Genomic DNA, 20,500 nt, shown 5'->3' on the forward strand with positions numbered 1-20,500 from the left:
AGTGTGCTAACGCCAGGAATCGCATGCGTTTCCTGGCGTTGGTTTCTGCCTTGGCGAGGGCCAAGAAATCGATTGGATCGGACATACTGAGTACAGTGAAACCAGAATAGAGCAATTAGATCACATCTTTAATCTGATTGGTATAAATCACAATATATAGTTTTTTAAATTCTTAAATTTACTACTGGTAGTATTCTTGTCACGATATTGCCCCATTCACAGGAGGTTGATTGACCATGGCTAAATCCATTCCGGTACTGGAGGGCGTCACCGCCAGCCGCCAGATCCCTCTGCAGGAGACGTCTCTCGAGATCTGGGACAGCAAGTATCGTCTCAAGAGCAAGGATGGCGCCCCCATCGACGGCTCCATCGACGAGACCTACCAGCGTGTCGCTCGCGCGCTGGCTGCGCAGGAGCGCGAACCCGACACCTGGTATGAACCCTTCCTGTGGGCCCTGCGCAATGGTGCCATTCCGGCGGGCCGTATCACTTCCAACGCCGGGGCGTTTGAGCACAAGCCGGCGACCTCCACCATCAACTGCACCGTCTCCGGCACCATTGAGGATTCGATGGACGATATCCTCGGCAAGGTGCACGAGGCGGGCCTGACCCTGAAGGCGGGTTGCGGCATCGGTTACGACTTCTCGACCCTGCGACCGCGCGGAGCCTTCGTCTCGGGAGCGGGAGCCTATACCTCCGGGCCGCTCTCCTTCATGGATATCTACGACAAGATGTGCTTTACCGTCTCCTCTGCCGGTGGCCGTCGTGGCGCCCAGATGGGCACCATGGATATCCGTCACCCCGATGTCGTCGAGTTCATCCAGGCCAAGCGGGAGGATGGTCGCCTGCGTCAATTCAACCTCTCCCTGCTCATCACGGAAGAGTTCGTCAGTGCGGTGAAGGAGGATGCCCCCTGGCAACTGATCTTCCCCTACACCGCCAAGGAGGTGGAGCAGGATGGCATCGCGCTGGATGACCCAGCGAGGGTGGTCTGGGCGGACTGGCCCAACAAGGAGGGTGTGGTGATCAACGAGCTGGGCCAGGTGGCCTGCAAGGTCTACAAGACCCTGCCCGCGCGCAAGCTGTGGAACGTCATCATGACCTCTACCTACGACTATGCGGAGCCCGGTTTCATCCTGATCGACAAGGTGAACCAGATGAACAACAACTGGTTCTGCGAAGAGATCCGTGCCACCAACCCTTGCGGTGAACAGCCTCTGCCGCCCTATGGGGCCTGCCTGCTGGGCTCGGTCAACCTGACCACCTTCGTGCGCGATCCCTTCACCGAGCAGGCCGCCTTCGACTGGCCCGCGTTTCGCAAGGTGGTGGCCATCTTCACCCGCATGCTCGACAACGTGGTGGAGATAAACCAGCTGCCGCTGGCCAAGCAGCGCGAGGAGATCACCGCCAAGCGTCGCCACGGCATGGGCTTCCTGGGGCTGGGCTCGACCCTCACCATGCTGCGCATCAAGTACGGCTCTGCGGCCTCCGTCGCCTTCACCGAACAGGTCTCCCAGGAGCTGGCGATGACCGGCTGGCAGGAGTCTCTGCGTCTGGCGAAGGAGAAGGGGCCGGCCCCCATCATGGAGCAGGAGTTCGAAGTCACCGGCAAGATGCTGCGTCTGCGCCCCGAAATGGCGGCAGATGGCATCAAGCTCGGCGACAAGGTGAAGGGCAAGGTGTTGCATGCCCGCTACAGCCGCTATATGCAGCAGGTGGCCGAGGTGGATCCCGCTCTGGTAGCCGAGCTGGCCGAGGTGGGCGGACGCTTCACCCACCACAGCAGCATAGCGCCGACCGGCACCATCTCCCTGTCGCTCGCCAACAACGCCAGCAACGGCATCGAGCCGAGCTTTGCCCACCACTACAGCCGCAATGTCATCAAACCGGGCAAGAAGAGCAAGGAGAGCGTGGATGTCTACTCCTTCGAGCTGCTGGCCTATCGCGAGCTGGTGAACCCGGCCGCCATGCCCTATGCCGAGGAGGAAGGTAGCCGCCTGCCGGATTACTTCATTACCGCGGACGACATCACGCCGACCGGGCACGTGGATATCCAGGCGGCGGCCCAGCGCTGGATCGACTCCTCCATCTCCAAGACCGCCAACGTGCCGACCGATTTTCCGTTCGAGCAGTTCAAGGATATCTACCTCTATGCCTCGGACTCCGGTCTCAAGGGCTGTACCACCTTCCGCTTCAACCCGGCCGCCTTCCAGGGCGTGCTGGTGAAGGAGAAGGATCTGGAGAACACAAGTTACGAGTTTACCTTGGAAGATGGCACCGTCATCACGGCGAAGGGGAACGAGGAGATCGAATACGATGGCGAGCTGCACACCGCCGCCAACCTTTATGACGCCTTGAAAGAAGGCTATTACGGCAAGTTCTGAGGACGAGACATGGTCAAGAAGATCGACAGAAAAATCGTCGCCTACAAGGTAAAAACCCGGGATGAGCCGCAAGATGCGCCGACGCCCCAGGATGACGTGGTGCACATGCATGAAACCGTGCTGCGCCCGGAACGGTTGATGGGCACCACCTACAAGCTGAAGACGCCGGAGCACGTCTCCGAGCACTCGCTGTTCATCACCATCAACGACATCATTCTTAACGAGGGCACGGTGCACGAGACCCGGCGCCCGTTCGAGATCTTCATCAACTCCAAGAGCCTGGAGCACTATCAGTGGATAGTGGCGCTGACCCGCATCATCTCGGCGGTGTTTCGCAAGGGAGGGGACGTCACCTTTCTGGTGGAGGAGTTGCGCTCCGTGTTCGATCCCAAGGGGGGCTACTGGAACAAGGGCAAGTACGTGCCTTCGCTCATCGCCGAAATTGGCAACGTGATCGAAACCCATCTCACCGAGATCGGCATGCTCAAGGTGCCTGGGCTGGACGAGCACCAGCAGGCGTTCCTGGCCGAGAAGCAGGCGCAATTGCAGGCACAGCAACAGGCAGAAGAGCAGCCGGCGGGCAGCGGTTTCCCACCCAGTGCCGCGCTCTGCTACAAGTGCCACACCAAGGCGCTGGTGCAAAAGGATGGCTGCATGACCTGTCTCAACTGCGGGGATTCCAAGTGCGGTTGAGGGGCTGATTGCCACCAAAGGCCGGCGACATGCCGGCCTTTTCGTTGCTGATTTTATATTCGAACGACGCCCATGATGGCAGCGATTTGTTGCGCACAGGTAAATTCGGGCGTAGCGTTGGGGGTAATAAAACTGTCACGGCCGTGTGGTTTCAATGACATCTGAGATTCACACACGTGGCACCTTCAGTGCCAAGGAGGATGCTTATGGACAACACGGACCGAAAGCTGTTTATCCTGGATACCAACGTTCTGCTTCACGAACCCCTCGCCATCTACTCCTTCAAAGAGCACGACGTGCTCATCCCCATGACGGTGCTCGAAGAGCTCGACAACATCAAGGATCGCCAGAAGGACGTCAGCCGTGATGCCCGCATCGCCATCCGTGCCCTGGAAGATGTCTTCCGCGATGCGACTCCGGAGCAGATAGTGCAAGGAGTGGCACTGGCCGGCGAGGCGAGCGGCCGTATCTCCATCTTCAGCGATCACCATCTGCCCCAGGATGCCGAGGTGTTCACCGACAAGGAGGCGGACAACCGCATCATCAACGCTGCCCTCTATCTGCAGAAGCACGAGATGAAGCGTCAGGTGGTGCTGGTCACCAAAGACATCAACATGCGCCTCAAGGCCAAGGGAGCAGGTCTTGCCCATGTGGAGGATTACCGCAGCGACCAGCTCATCGACGACATCCGCCTGCTCGCCAAGGGCTTCCAGGTGGTGCCCGGCAGCTTCTGGGAGCGGGTCGGCGAGTGCGACAGCGAGACCCATGGCCGCGACACAGTGCATGTGATCGACTCGAACCTGCTGGAGGGGGTGCACGTCAACCAGTACCTGCTGGACGAGGAGAACTTCTTTGCCGCGCGGGTACTGAGCCACGACGGCAACAAGATCTGCCTGAAAGATCTCGGCCGCGAGCGGCTGATGTCCCGCAAGGCCTGGGGGGTGCATCCCAAGAACGTCTATCAGGGCATGGCGCTGGATGCCCTGCTGGATCCGCACATCGACCTGGTGATCCTGACCGGCCCGGCGGGCTGCGGCAAGACCCTGCTTGCCATGGCGGCGGCGCTGGAGCTGGTGATCGAGAAGGGGATCTACGAGAAGGTGATCGTCACCCGCAATACCCCGGAAATTGCCGAGAGCATCGGCTTCCTGCCCGGGACCGAAGAAGAGAAGATGATGCCCTGGCTGGCGGCGGTGACCGACACCCTGGAGGTGCTGCACAAGCAGGACGAGAACATGAGCGGGTCGCTCAGCTACATCATGGAGAAGGCCAATATCCAGTTCAAATCGGTCAACTTCATGCGCGGGCGCAGCATCCAGAACACCTTCGTGCTGCTGGACGAGTGCCAGAACCTGACCGCGTCCCAGATCAAGACCATCATCACCCGCTGCGGGGAGGGGACCAAGATCGTCTGCTCTGGCAACCTGGCTCAGATCGACTCCAACTACCTGAGCCCGGTGACCTCGGGTCTGACCTACATCGTCGAGCGGTTCAAGGACTTCGACGGCAGTGCCAACATCTTCCTGAACGGGGTGGTGCGCAGCAGGCTGGCTTCGTTCGCCGAGGAAAATCTCTGATTTGACGGGATCTCTGCATGAGAAAGGGGAAGCCGGACGGCTTCCCCTTTTTTGATCCCGCCTATCTCATGCCTCTCTCGGTCGGCCCAGGTAGCGCAGCAGCCCGGGGTGATCGCTGCTGTGCAGGATATCCGGCTTGCCCTGCAAGGCGATGCGCCCCGCGTCGATGAAGGGCATCGTCCTAGGAACGACAGGGAGAGACCATCTGCTTGTCAGCCCTTCACTGTGGCGCCAGAGCGCGGCCCAGGTAGCGCAGCAGCCCGGGGTGATCGCTGCTGTGCAGGATATCCGGCTTGCCCTGCAAGGCGATGCGTCCCGCGTCGATGAAGAGCACCTGATCGGCGATGAGCTGGGCATCCTCGGGGTTGTGAGAGACCATCAGCACGGTGATGCCCTGCTCGCAGGCGAGGCGGGCGACCTCCGCCAGCATCTCCCGGCGCAGGGCCGGATCGAGGGCCGAGAAGGGCTCGTCCAGCAGCAGCAGCGGCCTGCCCCGCACCAGGGCGCGGGCCAGCCCCACCCGCTGCTGCTGGCCGCCGGAGAGCTGCTCCGGCAGGCGCGTCAGCATCTCCCCCAGGCCCACCTTGTCAGCGGCCTCCTGCACCTGCCTTTTCTGGGCCGGATTCAAGCGCAGGCCGGGATGCAGGCCGATGGCGATGTTGTCGAACACCGACAGGTGCAGGAAGAGGTTGTGATCCTGGAACAGGGTGGTGACCGGGCGCTCGGCGGGGCCCAGTGACAGCAGATCCTGGCCGTCGAAGGTGAGGGTGCCCGACTCCACCGGCACGAAGCCCGCGATCATGCCGAGCAGGGTGGACTTGCCGGCGCCGCTCGGACCGATGAGGGCGGTGATCTCCCCCTTGGGCAAGGTCGCACTGAAGGTCACCTGCCAGTCGGGATAACTGGTGACCAGTTCCTCAATTACCAGCATGTTTGGCTCCTGAATGTCGTTTTATAGAACAACAAGTAAGAAAAATTGATGGAAAGCAGCGTGAGTGACTGCTCCAAGTGGCGCCCCAGGGGCGTGCCCGGCCGGATCCTGGGGGCTGGGGGGCGGCAATGCCGCCGGGGATCAGTGATCCACATGTCTGCCTCCCAGTCCCCGCTCCACCAGCCAGAACAGGGAGAAGCAGAGGGTGAGCAGCAGCAGGGCGGTGGCGGCCGCCTCGGTCAGCCGGTAGCTACCGAGCTGCTGATAGAGCAGCCAGGGCAGGGTAGTGAGGGTCTGGCTGCCGAACATGGCGATGGCCCCGAGATCCCCAAGGGACAATATCATCGAGAGCGCCATGGCCAGGGCCAGCGGGCGGCGCAGCAGGGGCCACTCCACCAGGCGCAGGCGATGCAGGCCGCGCACCCCCAGGCTGTCCGCCAGCCGATCGTACTGGCGCACCACCAGTTGCATGGGGGCCGAGAGGGTGCGCAGCACATAGGGCAGCGCCATCAGGGCGTTGACCAGCACCACCAGCCAGGGGCCCAGGGCAAAGACGTCGGTGAAGGGCATGAACAGGATGAAGAGGCCGGTGGAGAGCACCACCGCCGGGATCATCAGGATCATGGAGCCGCTGGCCTCCCACAGGGCGGCGGCCCGCCGTTTGCGATCCCGCACCCTCAGATGCCGGCTGGTGAGCAGCAGCCCGGCGCCGAGCAAAGTGGCCAGGGAGCCCGCCGCCAGGGCTATGCCCAGGGACTGTCCCCCTGCCTGCCACAGCCGGGGTGAGCCGAGCGCCGCCAGCAGACCGGGGTTGAACCCGGCGACCACGATGGCCAGCAGGGGCGGCAGGAAGATGGCGAGCCCCATGGTCAGGGCAAGGCCATCTACCAGAGCGCTGCCCTTCTGGTGTCTGTCGGGACGCAGGCAGGGGCGACGGCTGGTGAGGCGACTCGCCGGGGTGGTCTGCAGCTTGTGTTGCAGCAGGAGCAGGGCCAGGGTCAGCAGTAGTTGCACCAGGGCGAGCCCGCCAGCGGTGGCGAGATCGAAGTCAAAGCGCAGCGCCTGGTAGACGGCCACCTCCAGTGTGGTGGACTTGGGGCCGCCCCCGAGCGCCAGCACTGTGGTGAAGCTGGTGAAGCAGAGCATGAAGATGAGGCTGGCGAGCCCCGGCAAGATGCCGCGGATGAGCGGCCACTCCAGCAGCCGGAAGATGTGGGAGGAGCGCATGCCGAGCTGGCTGGCGAGGCGCCAGGAGGACTCGGGGATGCTCTCTATGCTCTGCAGGATTAGGCGGGCGGCCAGCGGCATGTTGAAGAAGACATGGGCCAGCAGGATGCCGAACAGGCCATAGAGGTAGTTGCCGGGGTCCAGGCCCAGGCCGTGCAGCAGTTGCGGCAGCCAGCCCTGGCGACCGTGCACCGCCACCATGCCGAAGATGGCGATGATGACCGGCAACACCAGGGAGAGGCCGAACAGCTTGAGCAGCAGGCGGCGTCCGGTGAAACGGCGTCGCGCCAGGGCCCTGGCCACCGGGATGGCAAGCCCCAGGCTCAGCAGGGTGGAGAGCAGTGCCTGCCAGAGGCTGAAACCCAGCACGTGGCGCAGGTAGGGATCGCCTAGCAGGGCGCGGGGGGAGAGGGCCCCCGCCTGCCACAGCAGGGCGACCAGCGGCCCAATGGAGAGCAGCAGGATGACCAGGGTGGCTGCACTGCCGGGCAGCCACCAGAGGGTGCGACGACCTGAACTCACTGGGTGACGGCTTGCAGCCATTCGCGGATCCACCCCTTGCGGTTGGCGGCCACCTCGTCAGAGCTGAAGGTGAGTGGCTTAGCTACGGTGATCATCTGTTCGAACCCCTTGGGCAGCGCCACGTCTGTCACCGGATACATCCAGTTGCCGCCGGGGATCTCGTTCTGGAAGGCGGGGCTCACCATGAATTGCAGGAACTGGTCAGCCAGTTTGCCCTGTGTGGCGCCCTTGAGCTTGGCCGCTACTTCCACCTGGCGGTAGTGACCCTCCTCGAACGCGGCCGCCCGGTACTGGGGTTTGCTCTCGGCGATCAGGTGATAGGCGGGGGAGGTGGTGTAGGAGAGTACCATGTCCGCCTCGCCGTCGAGGAACATGCCGTAGGCCTCTGACCACCCCTTGGTGACGGTGACCGTCTTTTTGGCCAGTTGCGCCCAGGCGGTCGGTGCCTCATCCCCGTAGACCGACTTCATCCAGAGCATCAGCCCCTGACCCGGGGTGGAGGTGCGGGGATCCTGATAGATCACCTTGATATCGGGGCGCGCCACCAGCTCCTTCAGGCTCTTGGGGGGCTGCTTGAGCTTGTTGCTGTCATAGACGAAGGCGAAGTAGCCGTAGTCATAGGGGACAAAGGTGTCGTCCTGCCAGCCACCCGGCACCTTGAGGCCATCGAGCCTGGTGGAATGGGAGGCGAACAGGCCGCTCTGCTTGGCCTCGCTGATGAGGGCATCGTCCAGCCCCAGCACCATGTCGGCCTTGCTGTGCTGGCCTTCCAGCCGCAGCCGGTTGAGGATGGCGACGCCATCCTCGAGGGGCACCAGATTGAGGGTGCAGCCGCACTCCTTCTCGAAGGCCTGCTTGATCTTGGGACCGGGTCCCCATTCGGCGGCGAAGGAGCCGTAGGTGTAGACGGTGAGGGTGTCGGCGGCAAACGCCTGGGCAGAGAGCAGGCTGGTGGCGATCAGCAGCAGGGTCTTCATCAATGGCACTCCTGTGGGTATCGGGGTGCTCATCAATGGCACCTCGCGTGTGGTGAGCGCCGGCGGATGAGGGCACAAAAAACGCGCGCCATGCCTCAAATTCCTCCGCCAGCATTATCTGGATCAGGTTCACGGGTATAATCTCAGCGGTAAACCGCACCCCGTTTGAGCAACGCATCGCATTGTATTGGCGTTCCTGGGGGGAGGCCAGCACTATGTTTCACGGGCCGCATCGTGCGAGCCACCACCAAGGAGGAAGTCCCCAGTGATCACCAGCACCAAGGAAAGACGTGCCTTCCAGCGCATGGTCATCAATGCCCCCGTCACCCTGTTCCAGCATCAGCAGGTGCTGGAGGGGGTCTGCCGGGATCTCAGCGCCAACGGCATGGGCGTCGAGGTGAACAAGCACGAGTTCGATCTGGCCCAGCCCATCCGGGTGAGCCTGGCGACCAGCAGCAATCTTCTGCCTCCCTTCGAGGCCCAGGCTCGCATCGTGCGGGTGCTGGAGGAAGAAGACGGTCTCCTGCTGGCGCTGGAGTTTCTCTCCCTCACCTGAGACCCGGGCGCCCGTCCTCCTCGAGACAGGCCAGCCATGGGCTGGCCTGTCTCATTTCCCCTCATCCTGCACCGGCTGCACGCTCAACTGGCCGCTGTCGACCAGCGTCTTGCTGGTGGGCGCGAGCTGGCCCATGGGCAGCTGGGCCGGGCCGGTCGGCTCCATCAGGAGGTAGGTCTCCCCCGCCCGGCTCAAGGTGGCCTCCCCCGGTTTGGCTGGCAGGGCCACCCCCAGCAGGGCGTGTCCCGGCACGAACACCATGGCCTGCTTGAGATCGGGATACCCCTGGGCCAGCAGGGCGGCCATCAGGGTCACCTTGCTGTCGCAATCCCCCCGGTTCTGCTCCAGCACCTGGCGCGGGCTCAGAAACCCCTTGCCAGAGCGGCCCGACTGGCTGTCGAGCAGTTGATAAGGGATGGCCTGGATGAAGTCGAGCATGTGGGCCACCGTCTTTTGGCGCGCCTCGGTCTCGGTGGCCCCTTCCTGCTTGAGCTGCTCCATCAACGGGGCCAGCTCGTCCCGACTCTCCAGGGCGATGCGCACATGATCCTGCTTGATGGCGGGAGCGCCGTCGGGGGCAGTGAAGGGCTGGAAGTAGTGCTGCGTGAGCCAGGCGGCCTCCAGTTTGGCCTGCTCGGGCTTGACCCATTGGGAGGCTTCCCGCGCCTTGTCGGCGTTGCGGCTCTTGATGCTGAGGCTCATGGCGGGGCGAACGAGGGAGAACTGCACCTCGGGGAACGCCAGGGGGGCCTGTTGCAGCAGGCTTTGCAGTACGTCTTCCTGCATCCTGGCCGGACGGTAAGCGATGAGAGGGGGCAACTTGCCCGCCTCCAGCCGGTAGCTGAGCTGCTGCGCCTTGCCCTCTCTGTCCTGCCAGCCGACATTGAGCTGACCGCCACTGTTGGTGAAAGAGGTCTGTCCGCCCAGGGCCGGGAGGCTGAGCAGCAGGCAGAGCAATGAAAGGGCGCCCCTTGCGGACATAGGTGTCTCCTGTCGGACATGCAGAGGTGGCGGGCTTTGTACAGCGACCCGACAATAAAACAGGGAGCCTCGGCTCCCTGTTGATTCTACTCGCTTTCTTGTCGCAGGCTCGTCAAATCCAGCTTGGCTGCTTCGCCTCGAAGGCGCTGATGGCGGCCTCGTGCTGCAGGGTCAGACCGATGGCATCCAGCCCGTTGAGCAGACAGTAGCGACGGAACTCGTCGATTTCGAAGCCGAACGTGAGGCTGCCTGCACGCACCTGGTTGGCCTCCAGATCCACTTCGATCTCGATGCCCGGCTGGGCGGCGACCAGCTGGAACAGGGCGTCGACCTCCTCCTCCTTCAGACGAACCGGCACCATGCCGTTGTTGATGGCGTTGCCGTAGAAGATGTCGGCAAAGCTCGGGGCGATCATGGTCTTGAAGCCGTAGTCCGCCAGCGCCCAGGGGGCGTGCTCGCGACTCGAGCCGCAGCCGAAGTTCTCGCGGGCCAGCAGGATGCTGGCACCGGCGAATTGCGGCTTGTTCAGCACGAACGCCGGGTTGGGCTGCTCCCCTGCATCGTCCAGAAAGCGCCAGTCGTGGAACAGGTGCTTGCCAAAGCCGATGCGGTTCACCTTCTGCAGGAACTGCTTGGGAATGATGGCGTCGGTGTCGACGTTGGCGCTGTCGAGGGGAACGGCGAGCCCTTTATGCTGTTTGAAACCTGTCATCATGTTCTCCTTGTCGTTACAGCGCACGAATATCGGCGAAGCGGCCGGTGACGGCGGCGGCGGCGGCCATGGCCGGGCTCACCAGGTGGGTGCGACCGGCACGACCCTGACGCCCCTCGAAGTTGCGGTTGCTGGTGGAGGCGCAGCGCTCCCCCGGTTGCAGCCGGTCGTTGTTCATGGCCAGACACATGGAGCAGCCGGGCAAGCGCCACTCAAAGCCTGCCTCGATGAAGATCTTGTCCAGCCCCTCGGCCTCGGCCTGGGCCTTCACCTGCTCGGAGCCCGGCACCACCAGGGCCTGTACCCCTGCGGCGACCTTGCGGCCGCGGGCGATGGCGGCAGCCGCGCGCAGATCCTCGATGCGGCTGTTGGTGCACGAACCGATGAACACCTTGTCGATGGCCACGTCGGAGAGCTTCTGGCCCGGTTGCAGGTCCATGTAGGCGAGGGCCTTGCGGGCGGACTGCTGCTCCACCGGATCGGCGAAGGATTCCGGTGCAGGGATGGGCTCATTGACGGCAATCACCTGGCCCGGGTTGGTTCCCCAGGTCACTTGCGGGGCGATGTCGGCTGCGTCGAGCACCACTTCGGCGTCGAAGTGGGCACCTTCGTCGCTTTTGAGGGTCAGCCAGTAGGCGATGGCCTGTTCCAGCGCTTCCCCCTTGGGAGCGAACTCCTTGCCACGGATGTAGTCGATGGTGGTCTGGTCGGGAGCAATCATGCCCGCTTTGGCGCCGAGCTCGATGGCCATGTTGCACACCGTCATGCGCCCTTCCATGGTGAGCCCCTCGATGGCTTCACCGGCGAACTCCACCACGTAGCCGGTCCCGCCTGCATGACCCACCTTGCCGATGATGGCGAGCACCACGTCTTTGGCGCTGATGCCTGCGGCCAGCTTGCCGTTGACAGAGATACGCATGGTCCTGGCGCGGCCCTGTTTCAGGGTCTGGGTGGCCATCACGTGTTCCACTTCGGAGGTGCCGATACCGAATGCGAGCGACCCGAAGGCGCCGTGGGTGGCGGTGTGGGAGTCACCGCAGACGATGGTAGTGCCGGGCAATGTGATGCCGAGCTCCGGGCCCATCACGTGGACGATGCCCTGGTACTTGTGGTTCAAGTCATAGAGACGAACCCCGAACGCCTTGCAGTTGGCGGCGAGAGTCTCCATCTGGATGCGGGCCATCTCGCCGGAGGCGGCGATGTCCTTGGTGGTGGTGGAGACGTTGTGATCCATGGTGGCCCAGGTCAGATCCGGGCGACGCAGCTGGCGGTTCATGGCGCGCAGGCCGTCGAATGCCTGGGGGCTGGTCACTTCATGCACCAGATGACGGTCGATGTAGATGAGAGGGGTTTCCCCTTCCACTTCCCGCACCACGTGGGCGTCGAACACTTTCTGATAGAGGGTCTTGGACATTGCTCGGTTTCCTTGTTATCGATGCCGTGGGATCAGATGCGCGCGGCGATCTGGCTGCCCATGTCGGCCGTGCTCTGCACCGGGTGCGTGGCGCTGGCCTGATGCAGGTCGGCGGTGAAATAGCCTTCTGCCAGGGTCTGGGCTACGGCCTGCTCGATGGCCTGGGCGGCGGCTTCCTGGCCGAGACTGTAACGCAGCATCAGGGCGGCGGAGAGGATCTGGGCGATGGGATTCGCAATCCCCTTGCCGGCGATATCTGGGGCCGAGCCACCGGCCGGCTCGAACAGGCCGAAGCCGGATTCGTTCAGGCTGGCTGAGGGGAGCAGGCCCATGGAGCCGGTGATCATGGCGCACTCGTCGGAGAGGATGTCACCGAACAGGTTGGAGCAGAGCAGCACGTCGAACTGGGACGGATCCTTGATGAGCTGCATGGTGGCGTTGTCGATGTACATGTGGTTCAGGGCCACGTCCGGGTAGGACTTGGCGACCTCGGTCACCACCTCGCGCCACAGGATGGAGGAGGCGAGCACGTTGGCCTTGTCGATGGAGGTGACCCTGGCCTTGCGCACCCGGGCCGATTCAAACGCTATCTTGGCGATGCGCTCGATCTCGAAGCGTTGGTACACCTCGGTGTCGAAGGCCTTCTCGGTGGCGCCTTCCCCTTCACGCCCCTTGGGCTGGCCGAAATAGATGCCGCCGGTCAGCTCGCGCACGCAGGCGATGTCAAAACCGCGATCGGAGATGTCGGCACGCAGCGGGGAGAACTGCTCCAGACCGGTGTAGATGCGGGCCGGGCGCAGGTTGCAGAACAGTTTGAAGTGGGCACGCAGGGGCAGCAAGGCGCCGCGCTCCGGCTGATCGTTGGGCGGTAGGTGCTCCCACTTGGGGCCGCCCACCGATCCGAACAGCACCGCATCGGCCGCTTCACAGCCTGCAATGGTGCTCTGGGGCAGCGGTGTGCCGTGGTTGTCGATGGCGATGCCGCCGACGTCGTGACGGTCATAGTCGAGGGAGAAGCCGAATTTGGTCTGCACCTTTTCCAGTACCTTGACGGCCTCTGCCATCACTTCCGGGCCAATGCCGTCACCCGGCAATACTGCGATCCGATAACTGCTCATACTCTCTCCGTCTTGATAGTGTGATTCCGTTTCATCCGGGAGGCCGGTCCGGGCCACGGCCCTGGCCCCGGTCCTCCCCATGTCATGTTGTCATCTTGTCCGGCGGCGGGCTCAGACGGTTTCCGATTTGATGGTGTGGTTGCGCTCCATCTGCTCGGCGACCTGGTCCGCGCGCCAGATGCTGTTGATCACGTGGACCAGGGCCTGGGCCGAGGATTCGATGATGTCAGTGGCCAGCCCCATGCCGTGGAACTTGCGCCCCTTGTACTCGGCGACGATGTCCACTTGGCCGAGGGCGTTCTTGCCCTCGCCCTTGCCCTTGAGTTCGTATTTATCGATGCGGATCTCGTAGCCGGTGATACGGTTGATGCACTGGTAGACCGCATCCACCGGGCCGTTGCCGGTGGCGGCCTCGCACACCAGATCCTGGCCTACCTTGAGCTTGACCGAGGCGGTGGCGAGCACCGAGCTGCCGCTCTGCACGCCGAGGTACTCCAGCTTGAAGTGCTCAGGCTCCTCGTGGATCTGGCTGAAGAAGGCGAGGGCCTCCAGGTCGTAGTCGAACACCTGGCCCTTCTTGTCGGCCAGGGTGAGGAACTTGGCGTAGAGATCGTCGAGGTCGTAGCTGCTCTCGGCGTAGCCCATGGACTCCATCCGGTGCTTGATGACGTGGCGGCCGGAGCGGGAGGTCATGTTGAGGTTGTTCTGGGTGAGACCGATGCTCTCGGGGGTGATGATTTCATAGGTGTTCTTCGCCTTGAGCACGCCATCCTGATGGATGCCTGAGCTGTGGGAGAAGGCGTTGGCGCCGACGATGGCCTTGTTGGGCTGCACCGGCATGTTGCAGATTTGACTGACGAGGGTGCTGGTGCGGTGGATCTCGCTGTGGCGGATGTTGGTGTGTACCCCGAGCAGGTCGGCGCGGGTCTTCAGGATCATCGCGACCTCTTCCAGAGAGCAGTTGCCAGCACGCTCGCCGATGCCGTTGATGGTGCACTCGATCTGGCGGGCCCCCATCTGCACGGCACTGATGGAGTTGGCCACCGAGAGGCCCAGATCGTCGTGGCAGTGCACCGAGATGATGGCCTTGTCGATGTTGGGTACCCGGTTGAACAGGGTGTGGATGATGCCGGAGAATTCGGTCGGCACCGTGTAGCCCACGGTGTCAGGAATGTTGATGGTGCGGGCGCCGGCCTTGATGGCGGCTTCCACCATGCGGCACAGGTTGTCTATCGGGGTGCGGCCCGCATCTTCGCAGGAGAACTCCACGTCATCGGTGTAGCGCAAGGCGTGCTTGATGGCGCCGACCCCCATCTCCAGCACGTCTTCGAAGCTCTTTTTCAGCTTGCTCTCCACGTGGATGGAGGAGGTGGAGATGAAGGTATGGATGCGAAACGCCTCTGCCACTTTCAAGGCTTCGCCGGCGGCATCGATGTCTTTTTGCAGGGCGCGAGCCAGGGCGCAGACCCGGCTGTTCTTGATGTGACGGGCGATGGTCTGAACCGATTGAAAATCGCCGGGGGAGGAGACGGGGAAACCCACTTCCATGATATCGACACCGAGCCGCTCCAGCGCCTGGGCGATCTGCAGCTTCTCCTTGACCGTCAAGCTGGCCGACAGCGCCTGCTCACCATCACGCAAGGTGGTGTCGAATATGATGACCCGATCTGACATGTGACTTCCCTCTTCCTAAGTTCGCTGCGTGCATCCTGCATGGCATAAAAAAACCCGTGCGGGGTGCACGGGTTTCTGTAAATTCCGGCTATGCCTTAGCCCGGCTACAAGGATCCCGCGCGAGGAGTCGCGATTAGGGAGAGCAGTAGTAGCGGAGCGGCAATACGCATGATGTCTCAATCCTTCCAGTCGATAACGCTACTACCAATAACGAGATTTTTATGCTGTGTCAACCGGAATGGACAGGTTCAATCCACTGGTTTATTTAATCGGATTGTAAAGGAGTGCAAATTCTCTTGTCCCATATTCGGTTCATGCCTGATTATCTGGTCATTCCTGCTGTACTCGATCACCCGCACAATCAGATCGACTTATCAGCCCTTGCTGAATTATCTGAGGTATTCCATGGAAAAACGCAGACCTGGCCGTCCAGTCGGACGTTCCGACATTCGTGACAAGCTGCTTGCCGCCGCACGCGAACGTTTTCTCAACACCCCCTACAGCAAGGTGACGACCCGCGAGATTGCCGAGCTGGCAGGCTCCAATCTGGCGATGATCCACTACTACTTTGGCAGCAAGGAAGGCCTCTACAAGGCGGTGCTGGGGGATGTGGCCGAGCCCCTTGAGCAAGCCTGGCACGACGAGAGCAGCAACCGCAGCCTGACCGATCTGCTCAATACCTACTATCAGGTGATGGCGCCCAACAGCGAGCTGACCTCCGCCATCTCCAGCGCATTGTCCACTGAAAAGAGCCCGGGGCGTGATTTTGTGCTGAGCCGCCTGCTGGATCGCCAACTTCCCCAGTTCGATGCCCTGCTCGAATCCATGCGCTCCAACGGCCAGCTGGCGGACAACCTGGACCCCGAGATGCTGAAGATCTCCTTCCTCAGCATGATGTGGCAGCCGTTCGTGATGAAGGATCTCTACGAGCAGGTGTTTGGTCTGACGGTGGACGAGCACTTCATGAGCCGCCTCGCGGCCCACAACTGCCGCCTGATGGAAAACGGCCTGCGCGGTGCCCTGAACTGACTTTTTCGGGATGACGGATGAAAAAGGGCCCCTGGGCCCTTTTTTTCATCAATCTGTTATCTGGGCGTCAACGAAGTGTCATGCCGCCCTCCTAGTCTGCACTCAGGATGCAAGGGAGGGCCGTGATGAACAAGATCCAGCAATGGGACCTGCGGGTGTGCCGTGTCTGCCTGCTCCACCCCTACAATCAGCCGCAGGCCAGGATAAGCCGGCTTGTCTCCCGTACCGGTGACGGCCCCCTCTATGCCGTGGCGGCCTGCCTGCTCTGGTGGCAGGGGAGCGCCGGGCAGGAAGCGGTCAGGGTGGCGCTCTGGGCGTTTGCCCTCGAGTTGCCGCTCTACCTGCTGCTCAAGAATGCCCTCAAACGCCAGCGCCCGGCAGGGCTGCCTGTCTTCATCACCCCGTCGGATCGTTACAGCCTGCCCTCGGGCCATACCGCGGCCGCCTTTCTGATGGCGACCGTACTGGCCGCCAGTTTCCCGCTCTGGGCACCGCTGCTGTTTGTCTGGGCCGCGCTGGTGGGGGCGTCCCGCCTGCTGCTCGGGGTGCATTATCTGAGTGATCTGGTGGCCGGGGCGCTGCTTGGCGGTGGTTGCGCCCTCTGGGCGCTGGGTTGGAGCCAGGGATGAGGATACTGTTCGGCGTTCAGGGGACCGGCAACGGCCACATCAGTCGTAGCCGGACCCTGGCGCGCGCATTGAAGGGCAGGGGCGTGGCGGTGGACTATCTGTTCAGCGGGCGCGCCGCCGACGGCTACTTCGAGATGGGGGAGTTCGGGGATTATCGCACCTTCCCCGGTATCACTTTCGTCAGCCATCAGGGGCGCATCTCGGGCTGGCGCACCCTCAAGGGACTCTCTCCCCTGCGTTTCTGGCAAGATCTGCGTGCCCTCGATTGTCGCGAGTACGATCTGGTCATCAGCGACTTCGAGCCGCTCAGTGCCCATGCTGCTCGCCGCTGGGGCAAACCCAGCCTCACCATCAGCCATCAGGCGAGCTTCGACTGGCCGATCCCGCGCTGGGGGGAGAGCGGCTTCAACCGCCAGCTGATGCGCCATTTTGCGCCGGTACGCCAGTCCCTGGGGCTGCACTGGTTCCATTTCGGCCAGCCCCTGCTGCCTCCCATCGTCGATCCCCTCGAGCCGGTGCCGGACAACCAGCAGATCCTGGTCTATCTGCCATTCGAGCAGACAGAGACGATCGCGGCCCTGTTGTCGCGTTTCAGCCAGCAGTCGTTCATCTGCTTCCATCCCGAGGTGCGCAAGCGTAGCGAGTGGCGCAACATCCGCTTTGAACCTCAGGCCAGAGAGGGGTTCAAGCTGGCGCTGGCAGGTTGTCGCGGGGTCATCAGCAATGCGGGATTCGAGCTTGCCTCCGAGGCGCTCTCCCTTGGCAAGAAGCTGCTGGTCAAACCCCTGGGTGGCCAGTTCGAGCAGTTGACCAACGGCAGGACCCTGGAGCTGATGGGGCTGGCCCAGTTGATGGACAGCCTGGATGCCAATGCGGTGCGAAGCTGGCTGGAGGCCCCTTCTCCTGGCAGGGTACGCTATCCCGATGTGGCAGGAGAGCTGGCCGACTGGTTGCTGGCCGGGGCCGGGGAGGAGGTGGGGGCGCTCTCCCGCCGCCTCTGGGGCAGGACTCTCTTTCCGGAGGAGGTGTGTGACAGCCTGGGGGAGCTTGCCAGCCGTACCGGCCAGGAGCGTCCCTGGTTATCCCAACTCAGCGCCTTTGACTAAACTGAGTCGATCCCACCACGGAGAGGACGGACACCATGCGCTTTACCAATGAAAACGGCGACACCATGACCCTGGCAGACAATCTCACCCTGCATGAGCTGCTCGACATGGGTGTCAGCATTTCGGTCTGCGAAGAGACGGATCCGGATCAGCAGATCTGGCTGGCAGAACCCGAAGACGAGCAGTGAAACCAGCCAGTTTTTGACGGCCCACCCCCTCGGGGTGGGCCGTTTATTTTGTTCCTGACCGACGCGGGCAGCATGATCCGCTGGTTGTTCCCCCCAGGGCCCCTCTTTGTTGCCCGTCTGGTGGCCAAGTCACTGAATGTTAATAGCTGTTTGAAATTTATGACTGTTATGGCCAGACAAAGCCGTGGACAAGCGTTCACGGGCGGGTTAAGTTGGTTTTTCACCCGCTTTTCGGGTGAATGATGGAAAACCCCTATTTTTCTACTATCGACGGCTCCGAACTCGCCTGATCTGCCTGCAGACAACAACAAGACTCGGATCGGCGCTGCCGGGAAGCAGCGGACTGTCGATAGCTTTCGCTTAACGGAGCAAAGCCTGGAGGGCTTTATCATGGAGATGTTATCAGGCGCCCAGATGGTGGTTAGAGCGCTGGAGGATCAGGGAGTGGAACACGTTTTCGGCTACCCTGGTGGCTCAGTGCTCGACATCTATGACGCTCTCTTCGAAAACGGCAAGATGGAGCATGTCCTGGTGCGGCATGAGCAGGCCGCAGTGCACATGGCGGACGGTTACGCCCGCTCCACCGGCAAGGTGGGCACTGTGCTGGTGACCTCGGGTCCCGGCGCCACCAACTGCATCACGGGGATCGCCACCGCCTACATGGATTCCATTCCCCTGGTGATCCTGTCCGGCCAGGTGCCGACCAGCATGATCGGGGAGGATGCGTTCCAGGAGACCGACATGATCGGCATCTCCCGCCCGGTGGTGAAGCACAGCTTCCTGTGCAAGAAAGCCAGCGACATTCCCGAGGCCATCAAGAAGGCCTATTACATTGCCGCCAGTGGCCGCCCGGGGCCCGTGGTGGTGGATCTGCCCAAAGACGTGCAGAATCCGAAAGAGAAGTTCCCCTATCAGTATCCCGAGTCCGTTTCCCTGCGCTCCTACAATCCGACCAAGGCCGGGCACAAGGGCCAGATCAAGCGGGCTGCCAAGCTGCTGACCGAGGCGAGCCGCCCGGTCATGTACGTGGGTGGCGGCGCCATCAACGCCAATGCGGATCACCTGGTGACCAAGCTGGCGGAGCTGCTGAACCTGCCGGTGACTACCACGCTCATGGGGCTGGGCGCCTTCTCCGGCACCCATCCGCAGTTTATCGGTATGTTGGGGATGCACGGTACCTTCGAAGCGAACAAGAGCATGCACAACGCGGATCTCATCTTCGCAGTGGGTGCCCGCTTCGATGATCGCGTGACCAACAACGTAGCCAAGTTCTGCCCCAACGCTACCATAGTCCACATCGACATCGACCCCACCTCCATCTCCAAGACGGTACAGGCCCACGTGCCCATCGTCGGCTCGGTGGAAACCGTGCTGGAACAGATGCTGGAAGTGATCCGCGAGTGCGGCTTTGACAACGACAAGCAGGCGCTGGCGGACTGGTGGGAGCAGATCAACCAGTGGCGCTCCCGCAACTGCCTGGCCTACGAGACCCACCCCACCCTGATCAAGCCGCAGCAGGTCATCGAGACTCTCTACAAGGTGACCAAGGGGGAGGCGTTCGTCGCCTCCGACGTGGGTCAGCACCAGATGTTTGCCGCCCTCTACTACCCGTTTGCCAAACCGCGCCAGTGGATCAACTCCGGCGGTCTCGGCACCATGGGCTTTGGCATTCCCGCCGCCATGGGCGCCCAGTTTGCCAACCCGGAAGCCGTGGTCTGCTGCGTCACCGGCGACGGCTCGGTGCAGATGAACATCCAGGAGCTCTCTACCTGCATGCAGTACGGGGTGCCCATCAAGATCATCTCCATCAACAACCGTGCGCTGGGCATGGTCAAGCAGTGGCAGAAGATGTTCTACGGTGGCCGCCACAGCCACTCCTACATGGAATCCCTGCCTGACTTCGTCAAGCTGGCGGAAGCCTATGGCCACGTCGGCATCGCGGTGAGCGATCCGGCGGAGCTGGAGAGCGCCATGGAGAAGGCCTTTGCCATGAAGGACAGACTGGTGTTCATGGACATCTCGGTCGATCCGGACGAGCACGTCTATCCGATGCAGATCAAATTTGGCGCCATGGACGAGATGTGGCTGAGCAAGACGGAGAGAACCTGATGAGACATATAATTTCCGTTCTGCTGGAGAACGAATCCGGTGCCCTGAGCCGTGTGGTGGGCCTCTTCTCCCAGCGCGGCTACAACATCGAGACCCTGACGGTGGCCCCTACCGAGGATCCCACCCTGTCCCGCATGACTATCGTCACCATGGGGGATGAGCGGGTGCTGGAGCAGATCCAGAAGCAGCTGCACAAGCTGGTGGACGTGCTCAAGGTGTGTGACCTGAGCGAGGGTGAGCACATCGAGCGGGAGATCGCGCTGGTCAAGGCGCGCGCCGCCGGTGGTGCCCGTGACGAACTGAAGCGGCTGGCGGACATCTTCCGTGGCCAGATCGTCGACGTCACCCCCGAGCTCTACACGGTGCAGCTCGTCGGGACCAGCGAAAAGCTGGACGCCTTCATCAAGACGGCTGCCCAGACCAACGAGATCATCGAAGTGGTGCGCTCCGGTGTCTGCGGCATCTCCCGGGCGGACAAATCCCTGCGTCCCTGATGTGGCCGGATGTGAAAATAGCTGTTCAAGGGCTCTTCGGAGCCCTTTTTCGTGTCTGGCAGCGTTGCGGGCAAGTGGGGGGGGCCGGTAGGGATGATGGCCACAGCATCAGGAGGTTATCAAGGGGGTGAAAGAGAAGATGAGAGGGAGGGCCTTCACCTGTCATTTTCTTTCAAATG

18 protein-coding genes, 1 pseudogene and 1 riboswitch are annotated in these 20,500 nt (G+C 62.4%); of the genes and pseudogenes, 10 read left to right on the forward strand and 9 right to left on the reverse strand.

The window, feature by feature from the left end; translation table 11 throughout:
- The first annotated feature begins 236 nt into the window (after positions 1 to 236).
- The 3 genes from J9889_RS11500 to J9889_RS11510 all read left to right on the forward strand — a co-directional run bounded on the left by J9889_RS11500 (position 237) and on the right by J9889_RS11510 (position 4,654).
- Positions 237 to 2,384: an adenosylcobalamin-dependent ribonucleoside-diphosphate reductase gene (locus J9889_RS11500; RefSeq protein WP_010673143.1), complete on the forward strand. Its 2,148-nt coding sequence runs from the start codon at positions 237 to 239 to the stop codon at positions 2,382 to 2,384.
- Positions 2,385 to 2,393: 9 nt separating this feature from the next.
- Entirely contained in the window at positions 2,394 to 3,077 is a 684-nt protein-coding gene (locus J9889_RS11505; protein WP_010673144.1) for a hypothetical protein, read from the forward strand.
- Between the two features lie 206 nt (positions 3,078 to 3,283).
- Positions 3,284 to 4,654: a PhoH family protein gene (locus J9889_RS11510; protein WP_201920663.1), complete on the forward strand. Its 1,371-nt coding sequence runs from the start codon at positions 3,284 to 3,286 to the stop codon at positions 4,652 to 4,654.
- A gap of 66 nt (positions 4,655 to 4,720) precedes the next feature.
- Here J9889_RS11510 and J9889_RS24090 read toward each other — a convergent pair.
- From J9889_RS24090 to thiB, 4 genes and pseudogenes are all read right to left on the reverse strand, one after another.
- Positions 4,721 to 4,831: pseudogene (locus tag J9889_RS24090) on the reverse strand (thiamine ABC transporter ATP-binding protein); the annotation flags it as partial.
- 43 nt (positions 4,832 to 4,874) lie between these two features.
- Positions 4,875 to 5,585: a thiamine ABC transporter ATP-binding protein gene (gene thiQ / locus J9889_RS11515; protein WP_049637131.1), complete on the reverse strand. Its 711-nt coding sequence runs from the start codon at positions 5,583 to 5,585 to the stop codon at positions 4,875 to 4,877.
- Between the two features lie 141 nt (positions 5,586 to 5,726).
- A complete protein-coding gene (gene thiP, locus J9889_RS11520; RefSeq protein ID WP_042016674.1) occupies positions 5,727 to 7,355 on the reverse strand; it encodes a thiamine/thiamine pyrophosphate ABC transporter permease in 1,629 nt (542 codons plus the stop codon).
- Positions 7,331 to 8,311: a thiamine ABC transporter substrate binding subunit gene (gene thiB, locus J9889_RS11525; protein WP_210556736.1), complete on the reverse strand. Its 981-nt coding sequence runs from the start codon at positions 8,309 to 8,311 to the stop codon at positions 7,331 to 7,333. The genes thiP and thiB overlap by 25 nt, the downstream gene beginning before the upstream one ends.
- A gap of 83 nt (positions 8,312 to 8,394) precedes the next feature.
- Positions 8,395 to 8,485, reverse strand: a riboswitch (TPP riboswitch).
- A 91-nt stretch (positions 8,486 to 8,576) separates the two neighbouring features.
- Between thiB and J9889_RS11530 the strand changes: the two genes are divergently transcribed.
- Positions 8,577 to 8,867 carry a PilZ domain-containing protein gene (locus tag J9889_RS11530; RefSeq protein WP_010673149.1) on the forward strand — a complete coding sequence of 97 codons (291 nt, stop codon included), beginning with the start codon at positions 8,577 to 8,579 and terminating at the stop codon, positions 8,865 to 8,867.
- 51 nt (positions 8,868 to 8,918) lie between these two features.
- Here J9889_RS11530 and J9889_RS11535 read toward each other — a convergent pair whose 3' ends face one another.
- From J9889_RS11535 to leuA, 5 genes are all read right to left on the reverse strand, one after another.
- Positions 8,919 to 9,848, reverse strand: coding sequence for a hypothetical protein (locus J9889_RS11535; RefSeq protein WP_042016676.1), 930 nt, complete (start codon positions 9,846 to 9,848; stop codon positions 8,919 to 8,921).
- 112 nt (positions 9,849 to 9,960) lie between these two features.
- Complete coding sequence (gene leuD, locus J9889_RS11540) at positions 9,961 to 10,560, reverse strand: 3-isopropylmalate dehydratase small subunit (protein ID WP_210556737.1); 600 nt, start codon at positions 10,558 to 10,560, stop codon at positions 9,961 to 9,963.
- A 16-nt stretch (positions 10,561 to 10,576) separates the two neighbouring features.
- A complete protein-coding gene (gene leuC / locus J9889_RS11545; RefSeq protein ID WP_041211113.1) occupies positions 10,577 to 11,974 on the reverse strand; it encodes a 3-isopropylmalate dehydratase large subunit in 1,398 nt (465 codons plus the stop codon).
- Positions 11,975 to 12,006: 32 nt separating this feature from the next.
- Positions 12,007 to 13,092 (reverse strand): 3-isopropylmalate dehydrogenase, encoded by a 1,086-nt coding sequence (leuB, locus tag J9889_RS11550; protein WP_210556739.1) that lies wholly within the window; start codon positions 13,090 to 13,092, stop codon positions 12,007 to 12,009.
- A gap of 111 nt (positions 13,093 to 13,203) precedes the next feature.
- Complete coding sequence (gene leuA / locus J9889_RS11555) at positions 13,204 to 14,766, reverse strand: 2-isopropylmalate synthase (RefSeq protein WP_010673154.1); 1,563 nt, start codon at positions 14,764 to 14,766, stop codon at positions 13,204 to 13,206.
- A gap of 405 nt (positions 14,767 to 15,171) precedes the next feature.
- Here leuA and J9889_RS11560 point away from each other — a divergent pair, with 405 nt between their 5' ends.
- The 6 genes from J9889_RS11560 (at position 15,172) to ilvN (ending at position 20,321) form a co-directional block, all read left to right on the forward strand.
- The gene (locus J9889_RS11560; RefSeq protein WP_010673155.1) at positions 15,172 to 15,795 is read left to right on the forward strand and encodes a TetR/AcrR family transcriptional regulator; all 624 of its coding nucleotides are present in this window, start codon (positions 15,172 to 15,174) and stop codon (positions 15,793 to 15,795) included.
- Positions 15,796 to 15,920: 125 nt separating this feature from the next.
- Positions 15,921 to 16,424 carry a phosphatase PAP2 family protein gene (locus tag J9889_RS11565; RefSeq protein WP_039041177.1) on the forward strand — a complete coding sequence of 168 codons (504 nt, stop codon included), beginning with the start codon at positions 15,921 to 15,923 and terminating at the stop codon, positions 16,422 to 16,424.
- On the forward strand, positions 16,421 to 17,530 hold the full coding sequence (locus tag J9889_RS11570) for an MJ1255/VC2487 family glycosyltransferase (RefSeq protein ID WP_210556741.1): 1,110 nt from the start codon (positions 16,421 to 16,423) through the stop codon (positions 17,528 to 17,530). Before J9889_RS11565 ends, J9889_RS11570 begins: the two co-directional genes overlap by 4 nt.
- A gap of 35 nt (positions 17,531 to 17,565) precedes the next feature.
- Positions 17,566 to 17,718: a hypothetical protein gene (locus tag J9889_RS11575; protein ID WP_010673158.1), complete on the forward strand. Its 153-nt coding sequence runs from the start codon at positions 17,566 to 17,568 to the stop codon at positions 17,716 to 17,718.
- A 390-nt stretch (positions 17,719 to 18,108) separates the two neighbouring features.
- Complete coding sequence (locus J9889_RS11580) at positions 18,109 to 19,827, forward strand: acetolactate synthase 3 large subunit (RefSeq protein WP_010673159.1); 1,719 nt, start codon at positions 18,109 to 18,111, stop codon at positions 19,825 to 19,827.
- Entirely contained in the window at positions 19,827 to 20,321 is a 495-nt protein-coding gene (gene ilvN / locus J9889_RS11585; protein ID WP_010673160.1) for an acetolactate synthase small subunit, read from the forward strand. The genes J9889_RS11580 and ilvN overlap by 1 nt, the downstream gene beginning before the upstream one ends.
- Positions 20,322 to 20,500 lie beyond the last annotated feature (179 nt).

The sequence above is a fragment of the Aeromonas sp. PrichA-15 genome (genome assembly GCF_017939245.1).
In the GTDB taxonomy this organism is placed as follows: domain Bacteria; phylum Pseudomonadota; class Gammaproteobacteria; order Enterobacterales; family Aeromonadaceae; genus Aeromonas; species Aeromonas caviae.

Excerpts from the sequence above, each read along its gene's own strand:
- J9889_RS11500 (WP_010673143.1), top strand. The coding sequence starts at position 237 with ATGGCTAAATCCATTCCGGTACTGGAGGGCGTCACCGCCAGCCGCCAG.
- J9889_RS11505 (WP_010673144.1), top strand. The coding sequence starts at position 2,394 with ATGGTCAAGAAGATCGACAGAAAAATCGTCGCCTACAAGGTAAAAACC.
- J9889_RS11510 (WP_201920663.1), top strand. The coding sequence starts at position 3,284 with ATGGACAACACGGACCGAAAGCTGTTTATCCTGGATACCAACGTTCTG.
- thiQ (WP_049637131.1), bottom strand. The coding sequence starts at position 5,585 with ATGCTGGTAATTGAGGAACTGGTCACCAGTTATCCCGACTGGCAGGTG.
- thiP (WP_042016674.1), bottom strand. The coding sequence starts at position 7,355 with ATGGCTGCAAGCCGTCACCCAGTGAGTTCAGGTCGTCGCACCCTCTGG.
- thiB (WP_210556736.1), bottom strand. The coding sequence starts at position 8,311 with ATGAAGACCCTGCTGCTGATCGCCACCAGCCTGCTCTCTGCCCAGGCG.
- J9889_RS11535 (WP_042016676.1), bottom strand. The coding sequence starts at position 9,848 with ATGTCCGCAAGGGGCGCCCTTTCATTGCTCTGCCTGCTGCTCAGCCTC.
- leuD (WP_210556737.1), bottom strand. The coding sequence starts at position 10,560 with ATGACAGGTTTCAAACAGCATAAAGGGCTCGCCGTTCCCCTCGACAGC.
- leuC (WP_041211113.1), bottom strand. The coding sequence starts at position 11,974 with ATGTCCAAGACCCTCTATCAGAAAGTGTTCGACGCCCACGTGGTGCGG.
- leuB (WP_210556739.1), bottom strand. The coding sequence starts at position 13,092 with ATGAGCAGTTATCGGATCGCAGTATTGCCGGGTGACGGCATTGGCCCG.
- leuA (WP_010673154.1), bottom strand. The coding sequence starts at position 14,766 with ATGTCAGATCGGGTCATCATATTCGACACCACCTTGCGTGATGGTGAG.
- J9889_RS11560 (WP_010673155.1), top strand. The coding sequence starts at position 15,172 with ATGGAAAAACGCAGACCTGGCCGTCCAGTCGGACGTTCCGACATTCGT.
- J9889_RS11565 (WP_039041177.1), top strand. The coding sequence starts at position 15,921 with ATGAACAAGATCCAGCAATGGGACCTGCGGGTGTGCCGTGTCTGCCTG.
- J9889_RS11570 (WP_210556741.1), top strand. The coding sequence starts at position 16,421 with ATGAGGATACTGTTCGGCGTTCAGGGGACCGGCAACGGCCACATCAGT.
- J9889_RS11575 (WP_010673158.1), top strand. The coding sequence starts at position 17,566 with ATGCGCTTTACCAATGAAAACGGCGACACCATGACCCTGGCAGACAAT.
- J9889_RS11580 (WP_010673159.1), top strand. The coding sequence starts at position 18,109 with ATGGAGATGTTATCAGGCGCCCAGATGGTGGTTAGAGCGCTGGAGGAT.
- ilvN (WP_010673160.1), top strand. The coding sequence starts at position 19,827 with ATGAGACATATAATTTCCGTTCTGCTGGAGAACGAATCCGGTGCCCTG.